Source organism: Escherichia sp. TW14182, from assembly GCF_000208525.1.
GTDB lineage: Bacteria > Pseudomonadota > Gammaproteobacteria > Enterobacterales > Enterobacteriaceae > Escherichia > Escherichia ruysiae.
Window position 1 is genome coordinate 1 of record NZ_AEJZ01000156.1, and the last position, 12,805, is coordinate 12,805.

11 protein-coding genes are annotated in these 12,805 nt (G+C 53.6%); 2 read left to right on the plus strand and 9 right to left on the minus strand.

The window, feature by feature from the left end; translation table 11 throughout:
- Positions 1-37: 37 nt before the first annotated feature.
- The 7 genes from dedD to pdxB all read right to left on the minus strand — a co-directional run bounded on the left by dedD (position 38) and on the right by pdxB (position 6,862).
- Positions 38-697, minus strand: coding sequence for a cell division protein DedD (dedD, locus tag EQY_RS0113760; protein ID WP_000146983.1), 660 nt, complete (start codon positions 695-697; stop codon positions 38-40).
- Entirely contained in the window at positions 687-1,955 is a 1,269-nt protein-coding gene (gene folC / locus EQY_RS0113765; RefSeq protein WP_000584590.1) for a bifunctional tetrahydrofolate synthase/dihydrofolate synthase, read from the minus strand. The genes dedD and folC overlap by 11 nt, the downstream gene beginning before the upstream one ends.
- Positions 1,956-2,024: 69 nt before the next feature.
- Positions 2,025-2,939, minus strand: coding sequence for an acetyl-CoA carboxylase, carboxyltransferase subunit beta (gene accD / locus EQY_RS0113770; protein WP_000118402.1), 915 nt, complete (start codon positions 2,937-2,939; stop codon positions 2,025-2,027).
- A gap of 153 nt (positions 2,940-3,092) precedes the next feature.
- A complete protein-coding gene (locus EQY_RS0113775; RefSeq protein ID WP_000364335.1) occupies positions 3,093-3,752 on the minus strand; it encodes a DedA family protein in 660 nt (219 codons plus the stop codon).
- 82 nt (positions 3,753-3,834) lie between these two features.
- On the minus strand, positions 3,835-4,647 hold the full coding sequence (gene truA, locus EQY_RS0113780; protein WP_001283597.1) for a tRNA pseudouridine(38-40) synthase TruA: 813 nt from the start codon (positions 4,645-4,647) through the stop codon (positions 3,835-3,837).
- On the minus strand, positions 4,647-5,660 hold the full coding sequence (locus EQY_RS0113785; protein ID WP_001289156.1) for an aspartate-semialdehyde dehydrogenase: 1,014 nt from the start codon (positions 5,658-5,660) through the stop codon (positions 4,647-4,649). The genes truA and EQY_RS0113785 overlap by 1 nt, the downstream gene beginning before the upstream one ends.
- A 65-nt stretch (positions 5,661-5,725) precedes the next feature.
- Positions 5,726-6,862: a 4-phosphoerythronate dehydrogenase PdxB gene (pdxB, locus tag EQY_RS0113790; RefSeq protein ID WP_000699161.1), complete on the minus strand. Its 1,137-nt coding sequence runs from the start codon at positions 6,860-6,862 to the stop codon at positions 5,726-5,728.
- Between the two features lie 99 nt (positions 6,863-6,961).
- Between pdxB and flk the strand changes: the two genes are divergently transcribed.
- Complete coding sequence (gene flk, locus EQY_RS0113795) at positions 6,962-7,957, plus strand: flagella biosynthesis regulator Flk (protein WP_000615849.1); 996 nt, start codon at positions 6,962-6,964, stop codon at positions 7,955-7,957.
- Here flk and EQY_RS0113800 read toward each other — a convergent pair.
- Positions 7,954-9,132 (minus strand): MFS transporter, encoded by a 1,179-nt coding sequence (locus tag EQY_RS0113800; RefSeq protein ID WP_000127793.1) that lies wholly within the window; start codon positions 9,130-9,132, stop codon positions 7,954-7,956. The genes flk and EQY_RS0113800 overlap by 4 nt on opposite strands.
- A gap of 241 nt (positions 9,133-9,373) precedes the next feature.
- A complete protein-coding gene (gene fabB / locus EQY_RS0113805; RefSeq protein WP_000817178.1) occupies positions 9,374-10,594 on the minus strand; it encodes a beta-ketoacyl-ACP synthase I in 1,221 nt (406 codons plus the stop codon).
- A 158-nt stretch (positions 10,595-10,752) separates the two neighbouring features.
- Here fabB and mnmC point away from each other — a divergent pair, with 158 nt between their 5' ends.
- A complete protein-coding gene (gene mnmC, locus EQY_RS0113810) occupies positions 10,753-12,759 on the plus strand; it encodes a bifunctional tRNA (5-methylaminomethyl-2-thiouridine)(34)-methyltransferase MnmC2/FAD-dependent 5-carboxymethylaminomethyl-2-thiouridine(34) oxidoreductase MnmC1 (RefSeq protein WP_000683538.1) in 2,007 nt (668 codons plus the stop codon).
- The last annotated feature ends 46 nt before the right edge of the window (positions 12,760-12,805 follow it).

The following is a 12,805-nucleotide window of genomic DNA, read 5'->3' on the forward strand; positions in this document are numbered from 1 at the left end:
GATAAGACGCGCCAGCGTCGCATCAGGCAAAACCGTATTAATTCGGCGTATAGCCCATTACCACGCCGCTTAAGCCAGAAAGTTGCTTCAGCTCACCCAGCGAGCCTTTCAGCTTCTCTTTCGAGGCATCCGGCCCAACCAGAATACGGGTAATTTTACCCTGTACTGGCGTTGACGGCGACGTATAAACCCGGTATCCCGCACCGCGCAATTTACCAACAATCTCATTCACTTTGTCGGCATTTTTCAGCGCCCCCAGTTGCACAACATACGCTTTACCCGTCGGTGCAGCTTTTTCCTCCACGACCGGTTTCGGTTCTGGCTTCGGCGCAGGTGCTTCCACTTTCGGTTTAGGCGGTTCCACCGGTTTCGGCTTCGGCGGAGCGACCGGTGCAGGTTCCGGTTCAAACTCGGTATTATTGGCTGCAATGATTGCCGGATCGAGCGAAGGTGCCGCAGCATCGCCCGCACGCACCTCCTCTGCAGCCCCTTCCGGCGGCTGTGTCGGCAATGCCTGGGTAGCGGCTGGCATCATATCAGGCTCATCACGATCGCCCGCTTTAGGCACCAGCGGGATTGCCGCGAACTCATCCTGATAATGTTTTTTCTGCCCGTCCAGCAGCCCTGGCAGCACAATCACTCCCAGCGCCACCAGCACTATTGTGCCAACTAACCGATTCTGAAACTTACTCGCCACCGCTTCTCCTCGCGTCAATCACTTCCATGACATGTGCGACCGTGTGGAATGAACCACACACCAGCACGGTATCTTCCGGTTTAGCGTCTGCCATTGCGGCATCCCATGCCTGCGCAACGCTATCAAATGATTTGCCGTTACCCAAATGCTCAAGCAGTTGTTCTGCCGTGGCACCGCGCGACCCTTCCAGTGGCGCACAATACCAGTCATCCACCACGCTTTTCAACCAGGCCAATGTACCAGCAATATCTTTATCATGTAGCATACCGATTACTGCCAGTACGCGCCCGTTTTTCGGTAACGCTTTCATACGCCCGGTAAGATATTCTGCCGCATGGGGATTATGGGCGACATCAAAAATGACGCGTGGCGACTCGCTCACAATCTGGAAACGTCCCGGCAAAATTGCGCTGGCAATGCCATCGCGAATTGCCTGTTCACTGACCTCCAGACCGCTGGCACGCAGCGCAGCCAGCGCCGTTGCGGCATTCGGTTGTGGGACAAGCGGTAACGGCAGGTTTTCCAGCGTACCGTTTGCGTCAGTAAACGACCAGCCATGGTCGCTGACGAAATAATTCCACTCTACGCCTCGACGTCGCAACAGTGCGCCCTTCTCATGCGCTACATCGGCGATGGTGTACGGCATTTCAGGTTCACCAACGATCGCCGGTCTTTCACTGCGGAAGATCCCCGCTTTCTCGCGACCAATGCTTTCGCGATCTGGCCCCAGCCAGTCGGTATGATCCAGCGCAATGCTGGTCACCACAGCCACATCAGCATCGACAATATTGGTGGCATCCAGACGACCACCCAGCCCCACTTCCAGAATTACCACATCAAGTTGCGCCTGTTTAAACAGCCACAGCGCCGACAACGTGCCGTATTCAAAATAGGTCAGGGAAATATCACCGCGTGCCGATTCAATCTCAGCAAAAGAGGCGGTGTGAGCCGATTCCGGCAATTCCTGGCCCTGCACACGAACGCGCTCGGTATAACGCACCAGATGCGGCGAACTGTAAACACCCACTTTGTACCCTGCCGCCATGAGTATCGATTCCAGCGTGCGGCAGGTTGTGCCTTTGCCATTAGTACCCGCGACGGTAAACACAAACGGTGCTGGTTTCAGAACGCCGAGACGCGCTGCCACCTGGCTTACGCGCTCAAGGCCGAGATCGATAGTCTTACTGTGCAGGTTTTCCAGATAAGAAAGCCACGAAGCCAAAGGCGACGCGGCTTGAGGTGTGCGTTTGATAATCATGGTATCCGCTGATTCATTACGGGGATAATAGCAAAAGGGCAGAGCCAGCGGCCCTGCCCTTATCAGTTATCAGGCCTCAGGTTCCTGATCCGGTGCTGGTGGCACCACTTCGCCTTCACGTGGCGCTTCAGGATTTGGCGCTGGCAGATTCATCAGCTTCGCCAGAATGCTCGCCAGTTTCAGGCGCATTTCCGGACGACGGACGATCATGTCGATCGCGCCTTTTTCGATCAGGAACTCACTGCGCTGGAATCCCGGCGGCAGTTTTTCGCGAACGGTCTGTTCAATCACACGCGGGCCGGCAAAGCCGATCAACGCTTTCGGTTCAGCAATATTGAGATCGCCAAGCATCGCGAAACTTGCAGAAACACCGCCCATGGTCGGATCGGTCAGCACGGAAATGTACGGCAGACCGCGCTCTTGCATTTTCGCCAGTGCCGCAGAGGTTTTGGCCATCTGCATCAGCGACATCAGCGCCTCTTGCATACGTGCGCCACCAGAGGCGGAAAAGCAGATAAGCGGGCAGTTGTCTTCCAGCGCCTGCTCAACGGCACGCACAAAACGAGCACCCACTACGGATCCCATTGAACCGCCCATAAAGGCAAATTCGAAGGCAGCAGCAACGACCGGCATTCCATACAGGGTGCCTTTCATTACGACCAGCGCGTCTTTTTCGCCGGTTTCTTTCTGTGCTGATGCCAGACGATCTTTATACTTTTTGGAGTCACGGAACTTCAGCACATCTTTCGGCTCAAGCTCGCTACCCAGCTCCACAAGGCTTCCTTCATCTAACAGGCTATGCAGGCGATTACGCGCCGTCATACGCATGTGATGGTCACACTTCGGACAGACCTCAAGATTACGTTCCAGCTCTGCACGGTATAAAACCTGACCGCAGCTATCACACTTAGTCCACACACCTTCAGGAATGCTTGCCTTGCGGGTGGGAGTAATGTTGCTTTTAATTCGTTCAATCCAGCTCATTAGGGACCTTTCTGTCTGAACCTGGTTCGATGCCAGTTTTATCTTTGGGGACGCATAATGCCATTTTTGCCCCCAACAGACCATCAATGTTGCACATTAAAACATAACAGCCCGAAACTTTGGATAAAAAAGTGGTCGAACCGCCGAGTTACTTTATTTTGCGGCGCGTGCCGCAGCGCGTTTGTGACGGATAATTTCGATGACGCCCGGCAATATGGAAACCACAATAATCCCGACGATCAGCAGTTTAAGGTTATCCTGAACCATTGGGATTGTACCGAAGAAATAGCCTGCGTAGGTAAAAAGCAGTACCCATAACAGCGCGCCGATCACATTGTAAGCGGCGAAATGACGGTACGACATGTGGCCCATCCCCGCAACGAACGGGGCGAACGTTCTGACGATTGGCACAAAACGGGCAAGAATAATGGTTTTGCCACCGTGTTTCTCATAAAACTGATGCGTTTTGTCGAGATAGCTACGGCGGAAAATTTTCGAGTTCGGATTACTGAATAATTTCTCGCCGAACAATCGCCCGATGGTGTAGTTGACCGCATCACCAACAATCGCGGCAATTAACATCAGTACGACCATCATATGAACATTGAGATCGTTGGTTTCAAGCGAAGCCAGTGCTCCAGCGACAAACAGCAGCGAATCTCCCGGCAGAAACGGTGTCACCACCAGACCGGTTTCACAGAACAAAATCAAAAACAGGATGGCATAAACCCAGACGCCATACTCTGCGACCAGCTCCGCCAGATGCACATCAATGTGCAGGATAAAATCGATGAGGAAATAAATCAGGTCCATAATTGCCTATGCCTTTTGCTCTTACTCTTTCAGGCCGTAACTGCGTTGGCTACGGCCTGAAATGTTCAGAGCATTATTCTCGTTAGTCCGCCAGAAATAGCGGGCCCATTGGCGGCTTTGGAAGATCAAACCGGTCAGGGTAATCCACCGCAACCAGATATAGACCTTCCGCTTTCGCCGTTGCTGCCGCCAGCGTTCTGTCCTTTGCCGCCAACAGCTCTGCTATCCAGCTCTCTGGCTGGTTGTGGGCACCGACTTCCATCAGGCTGCCTACAATATTCCTCACCATATGGTGTACAAAGGCATTCGCTTTGATATCCACCACCACATAAGGACCGTGACGCGTGACGTTGATATGCATAACGTTGCGCCACGGCGTTCGGGACTGACATTGCACCGCGCGAAACGAGGTGAAATCATTCTCGCCCAGCAGGCATTGCGCAGCCCGATGCATCCGTTCGGCGTCCAGCGGTTCGTAAAAGTGGGTTACCCCTTTACTCAGCACTGCCGGGCGCAGGCGATGATTGTAGATGATGTAGCGATAACGGCGAGCCGTGGCGCTAAATCGGGCATGAAAATCATCGGGTACAGCTTTAACCCAACGCACGGCGATGTCACCAGGTAAATTCGCATTTACGCCCAACGTCCACGCAGCGTCTTTGCGCTGCGCGGTCGTTTCGAAATGCACAACCTGCCCGGTGCCGTGTACGCCTGCGTCGGTACGCCCGGCGCAGAAGACGGTGATCGGTTCATTCGCCACCTGCGAGAGCGCCTTTTCCAGCTTCTCCTGCACGCTGCGAACTTCGTTCTGCCGTTGCCAGCCGTAATATCTGCTGCCGTCGTACTCAATGCCCAGCGCAATTTTATAAACTGGCGGTTGTTGCTGGTCGGACATTAGTACAGGTACTCCTGCACCAGTTTTTCAGCGATCTTCACTGCCATCAATGCGCCGCCAAAGCGAACGTTATCAGCCACCGACCAGAACTGAATTTGCTCCGGCATACCATAGTCATTACGCACGCAACCAACAGAAAGATGCGGCGACCCGGAAGCATCGCCCACCTGCGTTGGAAATTCATTCTCTTCAGAAAGCTCAATATCTTCGCTTTGAGCAAACGCATCACGCGCTTCTTCTGCCGCCAGCGGACGCAGTGCTTCAAAATTGACCATCTGGGCATGACCGTAAAATACCGGTGCCTGAACAACACTTGCCGAGATCATCAGTCCTTCGTCCTGCATGATTTTGCGCACTTCATCGACGATACGGCGTTCTTCGCGCACGCTACCTTCGCGATCCGGCAATAAGGGCAGCATGTTGAACGCCAGCTGACGCCCAAAGAAATCTTCTTCATCAATCGGAATGCCGTTCAGCAGTTTCGCGCTCTGCCCCGCTAACGCATCGACCGCTTTTTTACCCTGGGCGGAGGCAGAAATCAGGCTGGTGACGCTGATACGAGACAAGCCGCCTTGATCGATTAACGGTTTCAGTGCCGCCAGTAACTGGCTGGTCAGGCTGTCCGGTACGGCGATGACATTCCGGTTGCGGTAATCGGTCAGTACAAACGGGTTTACTTCCGGCACCACCAGCGGTACGTCGGGTTCGAGAGCAAACAATCCGCTGCTGTCGATCACCAGACAACCCGCGTTGGTCGCTTCTTCAACCCAGGCAGCGGTCGCTTCTTTGCCTGCGACAAAAAATGCCAGTTGCGCCTGCGTCCAGTCGAATTCAGCGGCATCCTGCACGGTGATTGTCTTACCACCAAAGCGCAGTTGTTCGCCTGCGCTTTCGTTACGTGCCAGTGCATAAATTTCCCCAACCGGGAACTGACGTTCAGCCAGCGTTTCAAGCAGGGCTTCGCCCACAGCGCCAGTTGCGCCCAGGACGGCAATGTTCCAGCCTTCAGACATGGTGGTTTACTCCAGAAATAGCAAAACTCCCTGCCGATATTACAGCAGAGAGCATGAAGAAGAGATTAACGTGCCGGATGATGAACGGCGTTAAAACCCAGTTTACACAGTAATGCCGCCGCGCTGGCGTCATCACAGATCACATACAGAGACGACCATTCACGGCGCTCAAGGTAGTTTTTGCGCAGTTTATCAAACTCACCCGGTATTCCGGCGACTTTACGCAGCGGTGCGTCATCGCGGCGCACATCATACACCAAATGCACCAGCCTTTTCAGCGTTGGCTGATCGAGCGAGCCATGCAGCGTAATGCGACCAAACTCTGGCGTTGGCAGCAATGTATCCAGCGCAACGTGTTGTTCATGACCAATAAACTTGCTATAGGCTTCAAACACTTGCGTAGTACCGCGCGCTTTTCCTTCCAGGGTATAACCGGCAATATGCGGCGTGCCGATATCCACTTTCTTCAACAGTTCCACGTTGAGTTCCGGTTCGCCTTCCCAGACATCCAGCACCACGCTTAATTTCTGACCTTCGTTCAGGCAGGTCAGCAGGGCGGTATTATCGACGACTGCGCCACGGCAGGCGTTAATCAGGATCGCTCCAGGTTTAAGGCTACGGATCAGTTTTTCATCCGCCAGATGTAGCGTTTTGTACGGCCCATCTTTAAAGAGCGGTGTATGGAAAGTCAGAACATCGGCGTGCTGAACCAGCTCATCAAGAGAACGGAAATTCCCCTCATCCCCACGATCGGCGCGTGGCGGATCGCAAAGCAAAGTTTTAATCCCCAACGCCTCCAGCCGCGCCTGTAATCGACGACCGACATTACCGACGCCCACGATCCCCACGGTACGGTCATGCAGTGAAAATCCATCGCGTTCGGCAAGCATCAGCAATGACGAGAAAACGTATTCCACTACCGCAATCGCATTACAGCCAGGTGCCGCAGAAAAACCAATCCCCACCTGCTTCAACCATGCCTCATCAACATGGTCTGTCCCTGCCGTGGCAGTGCCAACAAATTTTATCGGTTTCCCCGCCAGCAGCGACGCGTTCACTTTTGTGACTGAACGCACCATCAGCGCATCTGCATCATCCAGTTCAGCGACTGGAATTGGACGCCCCGGAACCGCTTTCACCTCACCCAGACGGCTAAATAATTCGCGGGCATAAGGCATATTTTCATCAACAAGGATTTTCACGTTTGTGCTACCTGTATGAGAACGAGAGTTAACCGGATAAGTGTGCCATAATCTCGCGGCCAGGCATACTTGCGATGATTTCAGGTATAAGGATACATAATGATACAACCTCTTTCAGGCCTTCCTCCTGCGCAACCACCAGGGCAGGGGGATAACCTGTCGTCTGGCGCAGGCAATCAACCTTTATCCAGCTTGCAACGTACCGCGTTGGAAAGTTTGATGACCAAAATAACTTCGCTGACACAACAGCAGAGAGCGGAATTGTGGGCCAATATAAAGCACGATATCGGTCTGCCGGGTGATTCACCTTTGCTTTCACGCCACTTCCCGGCCGCAGAACAAAACCTTGCGCAACGTCTGCTGTCTGCGCAAAAAAGTTATTCTGTCCGCCAACTTCTGGCTCAATTGGGGGAATATTTACGTCTGGGGAATAATCGTCAGGCCGTCACGGATTATATCCGGCATAATTTTGGCCAGACACCTCTGAATCAACTCTCACCGGAGCAATTAAAAACCGTCCTGACTCTGCTACAAGAAGGGAAGATGGTTATCCCACAGCCGCAACAGCGCCAGGCGACCGAGCGACCTTTATTACCAGCAGAGCACAATACGCTCAAGCAACTGGTCACAAAACTCGCGGCAGCCACGGGGGAACCCAGTAAACAGATCTGGCAATCGATGCTGGAACTTTCAGGGGTGAAAGATGGCGAGTTGATTCCGGCGAAACAGTTTAACCATCTCGTCACCTGGTTACAGGCGCGTCAGGCGTTAAGTCAGCAACACACACCGACGCTGGAGTCGCTCCAGATGGCGCTAAAACAGCCACTGGATGCCAGCGAGCTGACGGTATTATCGACCTATGTTGAGCAAAAGTATGGCCTTTCTACGCATTCAGCCCTGACTTCTGCACAGGCCGAGGATATCCTTAACCAGCTCTATCAGCGGCGGGTGAAAGGCATTGAACCGCGTAATATTCAACCGCTGTTCAATCCCTTTACCCCATTCATTGACACGATACAAAAAATGTCAATGCGCCCCAGCTTGTGGATATTATTCGTCGTCATCGTTGTGATGTTGGTTTGGCTGGTGAGTTAACACCGGCGAAACGACAGTATCGTCACGATAATCCCCAGCACCGCCGATATCGCCCCAGCAAGAAATACCGAAGAGTAGCCAAACGAGGTCGCCAGCACTCCCGCCAGCGGCCCGGAAACGCCGAGGGCGATATCCTGAAACGCGGCATAGCCGCCGAGCGCAGTACCGCGAACCTGGGAAGGAACACGTTTAACCACCTCCACGCCCAGCGCAGGGAAAATAAGCGAACATCCGGCTCCGGTTAACGCCGCGCCCGCTAATGCGACCCACGCGGCCGGCGCCTGCCAGAGCAACAACAAGCCTATCGTTTCCACCAGCAGAGAGACAATCGCCACTTTCACGCCGCCAAAACGATCTGGCATCCAGCCAAACATCACGCGCATAACGACAAAGGCGCCGCCAAAGGCTGTGAGCGTAAAGCCCGCCATCGCCCATCCTTTGCTGGCAAAGTAGAGCGAAACAAAAGTCCCGATAACCGCAAAGCCAACCCCCTGAAGCGCCAGACCTAGTCCTGGTTTCCAGATAAGCCCGATAACGCTCCACAGCGATGGGCGTTCTCCCGTCATTGCCGGTACTTTGCGTACTGTGCCATTGCAGACCCACGCCAGTAACGGCAATGCCATTGTAGTAAGCGCCAGTGCGGCAAAACCATAATGGCTATGAATCAGTAAGCCAAGCGGTGCACCGACTGCCAGTGCGCCGTAAATGGCCATTCCGTTCCAGGACATCACTTTACCGGAGTGTTTCGGTCCGACAATGCCTAATCCCCATGTCAAAGCCCCCGTCAGTAACTGACTTTCACCAAAACCAAGAATTAAACGCCCAACGACCAGCAGAGCAAATTTAATCGGTGCAGAGACGGGTAAAAGCGCCGCCAGCAGCAGCGCGCCGCCAGCCAGACCACAAGCTAACATCCCCTGAAGCGCCGAACGTTTTGCGCCATATTGATCGGCCAGCCGCCCGGCGTAGCCACGCGTCAGCACCGTAGCCAGAAACTGAATGCCGACGGCAATCCCGACCATGGTGTTGCCATAGCCCAGTTCATGATGAACAAACAGCGGGATAACCGGCAACGGTAACCCTACAGTCATGTAAGTTAGAAAAACCGCAAAGGCGATACGAAAGAGTGAAAAATTGGCAGAAGATCGTGTTTCTGTTTGGCTTACAGCAGTCATGCATTACTCCAGAATGCAGCGCAAGGCGAGGAATTTCCCCGTCTCATCTCTCTGGTTTCAGGGTTACGGTGCGTTGGCAGGATTTAACGCTTACGTCTTTTCAGAAGGAAATCGACAAAGCGGGAAGTTTGCCTGGAACAGGCGGCAATTGTCAATGATGTGAAAAAGGGAACCATCAGGCTCCCTTTTGCGTTAGTGTCGGATGCGACGCTGACGCGTTTTATCCGACCGACTCTATCTATTAATCTTTCAGCTTACGCATTACCAGCGTGGCGTTGGTGCCGCCGAAGCCGAAGCTGTTAGACATAACGGTAGTCAGTTCGCGATCGGTTGTTTCGGTCACGATGTTCAGACCCGCCGCCTGTTCGTCCAGCTCTTCAATGTTGATGCTCGGGGCGATAAAGCCGTGTTCCAGCATCAGCAGAGAGTAGATAGCTTCCTGCACACCCGCCGCGCCCAGTGAGTGACCGGTCATTGCTTTGGTTGCAGAAATCGCCGGGCTCTTATCGCCGAACACTTCACGGATAGCCGCCAGCTCTTTCACGTCGCCAACCGGAGTTGAAGTACCGTGAGAGTTCAGGTAGTCGATTGGGGTATCAACGCCGTGCATCGCCATCTTCATGCAGCGAACCGCACCTTCACCAGACGGAGCAACCATATCTGCGCCATCAGACGTTGCGCCGTAGCCAACGATTTCAGCGTAGATGTGGGCGCCACGTGCCAGAGCGTGTTCCAGCTCTTCCACCACGACCATACCACCGCCGCCAGCGATAACGAAACCATCACGATGAGCGTCATAAGTACGGGAGGCTTTTTCCGGGGTGTCGTTGTATTTGGTAGACAGCGCACCCATTGCGTCGAATTCACACGCCATTTCCCAACACAGCTCTTCGCCGCCGCCAGCAAACACGATATCTTGTTTGCCCAGTTGGATCTGCTCGACTGCGTTACCGATACAGTGTGCGGAAGTCGCACACGCGGAGCTGATGGAGTAGTTAACACCGTGAATTTTAAACGGTGTGGCGAGGCAGGCAGAAACGCCAGATGCCATCGCTTTGGTGACCACATACGGGCCAACCGCTTTCAGGCCGCGCGGGCCACGCATTGCGTCAGCGCCGAACACCTGGAAACGCGGGGAACCGCCGCCGGAACCTGCAATCAGGCCAACGCGCGGGTTATTCTGGTAAGCTTCCGGGGAGAGGCCAGCATCTGCAATTGCCTGCTCCATAGAAAGGAATGCATAGATGGATGCGTCGCTCATAAAGCGCACAACTTTGCGGTCAATGAGGCCAGTGGTATCCAGTTTTACGTTGCCCCAGACGTGGCTACGCATGCCGGAATCCTTCAGCTCCTGAGAGAAAGTGATCCCTGAACGTCCTTCACGCAGAGATGCCAGGACTTCCTGCTGGTTATTACCGATGCTGGAAACAATGCCCAGGCCAGTAATCACTGCACGTTTCATTCAATACCTCTGTAAGTCGCACATAGAGTAAGTTTCGAATGCACAATAGCGTACACTTGTACGCCGAACAAGTCCGATCAGACAATTTATAGAGAAATTTGCGCAGCCTGACACACATCGCTAAGATCGAGCCACCGCCTGTAAGACGAGTAACTTACGTGAAACACTACGCAATACAACCTGCCAACCTCGAATTTAATGCTGAGGGTACACCTGTTTCCCGAGATTTTGACGATGTCTATTTTTCCAACGATAACGGACTGGAAGAGACGCGTTATGTCTTTCTGGGGGGTAACCAATTAGAGGCACGTTTTCCTGCTCATCCACATCCTCTGTTTGTGGTAGCCGAGAGCGGCTTCGGCACCGGATTAAACTTCCTGACGCTGTGGCAGGCATTTGATCAGTTTCGCCAGGCGCATCCGCAGGCACAATTGCAGCGATTGCATTTCATTAGTTTTGAGAAATTTCCCCTCACCCGTGCTGATTTAGCGTTAGCGCATCAACACTGGCCGGAACTGGCGCCGTGGGCGGAACAACTCCAGACGCAGTGGCCTTTACCCTTACCCGGTTGCCATCGTTTATTGCTCGATGAAGGACGCGTAACGCTGGATTTATGGTTTGGCGACATTAACGAACTGACCAGCCAACTGGACGATTCGCTGAATCAAAAAGTGGATGCCTGGTTTCTGGACGGTTTTGCGCCCGCGAAGAACCCGGATATGTGGACGCAAAACCTGTTTAATGCCATGGCGCGTCTGGCGCGTCCTGGCGGCACGCTGGCGACCTTCACTTCTGCCGGATTTGTCCGTCGCGGTTTGCAGGAAGCCGGATTCACAATGCAAAAGCGTAAGGGCTTTGGGCGAAAACGGGAAATGCTTTGCGGCGTAATGGAACAGACATTACCACTCCCCTCCTCCACGCCGTGGTTTAACCGTACAGGCAGCAGCAAACGGGAAGCCGCAGTTATCGGCGGCGGTATCGCCAGCGCGTTATTGTCTCTGGCGCTGTTGCGTCGCGGCTGGCAGGTAACGCTTTATTGCGCGGATGATGCCCCTGCACTGGGTGCTTCCGGCAATCGCCAGGGGGCGCTGTATCCGTTATTAAGCAAACATGATGAGGCGCTGAACCGCTTTTTCTCTAATGCGTTTACTTTTGCTCGTCGGCTTTACGATTTATTGCCCGTTAAATTTGATCATGACTGGTGCGGCGTCACGCAGTTAGGCTGGGATGAGAAAAGCCAGCATAAAATCGCGCAGATGCTGTCGATGGATTTACCCGCAGATCTGGCTGTTGCAGTCGGGGCGAATGAGGTTGAAGGCGTTACAGGTGTAGTAACAAATTGCGGCGGTATTACATATCCGCAAGGTGGCTGGTTGTGCCCGGCAGAACTGACCCGTAATGTGCTGGAACTGGCGCAACAGCAAGGTTTACAGATTCGTTATCAACACCAGTTACAGGACTTATCCCATAAGGATGACTGTTGGTTGCTGAATTTTGCAGGTGATAAGCAAGCGACGCATAGTGTGGTGGTACTGGCGAACGGGCATCAAATTAGCCGTTTCAGCCAAACATCGCCTCTGCCGGTGTATTCAGTTGCCGGTCAGGTTAGCCATATTCCGACAACACCGGAACTGGCGAAACTGAAGCAGGTGCTGTGTTATGACGGTTATCTCACGCCGCAAAATCCGGCAAATCAGCATCATTGTATCGGCGCCAGTTACCATCGCGGTAGTGAAGATACGACGTACAGTGAAGATGATCAGCAGCAGAATCGCCAGCGGTTGATTGATTGTTTCCCACAGGCGCAATGGGCGACAGAAGTCGATGTCAGTGAAAAAGAGGCTCGTTGCGGTGTGCGTTGTGCCACCCGCGATCATCTGCCAATGGTGGGCAATGTTCCCGATTATGACGCAACGCTCGCGGAATATGCCTCGCTGGCGGAACAGAAAGATGAGGCGGTAAGCGCGCCGGTTTATGACGATCTGTTTATGCTTGCAGCTTTGGGTTCGCGTGGTTTGTGTTCTGCCCCGCTGTGTGCCGAAATTCTGGCGGCGCAGATGAGCGACGAACCGATTCCGATGGATGCCAGTACGCTGGCGGCGTTAAATCCGAATCGGTTATGGGTACGGAAATTGTTGAAAGGTAAAATGGTGAAGGCCGGGTAATCAGTTTTGGCATTGTTTGTCGGATGCGGCGTGAACGCCTTATCCG

What these genes read in the sequence shown, in the direction of transcription:
- flk (WP_000615849.1), top strand. Translation starts at nt 6,962, where the DNA reads ATGATACAACCTCTTTCAGGCCTTCCTCCTGCGCAACCACCAGGGCAG.
- folC (WP_000584590.1), bottom strand. Translation starts at nt 1,955, where the DNA reads ATGATTATCAAACGCACACCTCAAGCCGCGTCGCCTTTGGCTTCGTGG.
- EQY_RS0113800 (WP_000127793.1), bottom strand. Translation starts at nt 9,132, where the DNA reads ATGACTGCTGTAAGCCAAACAGAAACACGATCTTCTGCCAATTTTTCA.
- fabB (WP_000817178.1), bottom strand. Translation starts at nt 10,594, where the DNA reads ATGAAACGTGCAGTGATTACTGGCCTGGGCATTGTTTCCAGCATCGGT.
- accD (WP_000118402.1), bottom strand. Translation starts at nt 2,939, where the DNA reads ATGAGCTGGATTGAACGAATTAAAAGCAACATTACTCCCACCCGCAAG.
- truA (WP_001283597.1), bottom strand. Translation starts at nt 4,647, where the DNA reads ATGTCCGACCAGCAACAACCGCCAGTTTATAAAATTGCGCTGGGCATT.
- EQY_RS0113785 (WP_001289156.1), bottom strand. Translation starts at nt 5,660, where the DNA reads ATGTCTGAAGGCTGGAACATTGCCGTCCTGGGCGCAACTGGCGCTGTG.
- EQY_RS0113775 (WP_000364335.1), bottom strand. Translation starts at nt 3,752, where the DNA reads ATGGACCTGATTTATTTCCTCATCGATTTTATCCTGCACATTGATGTG.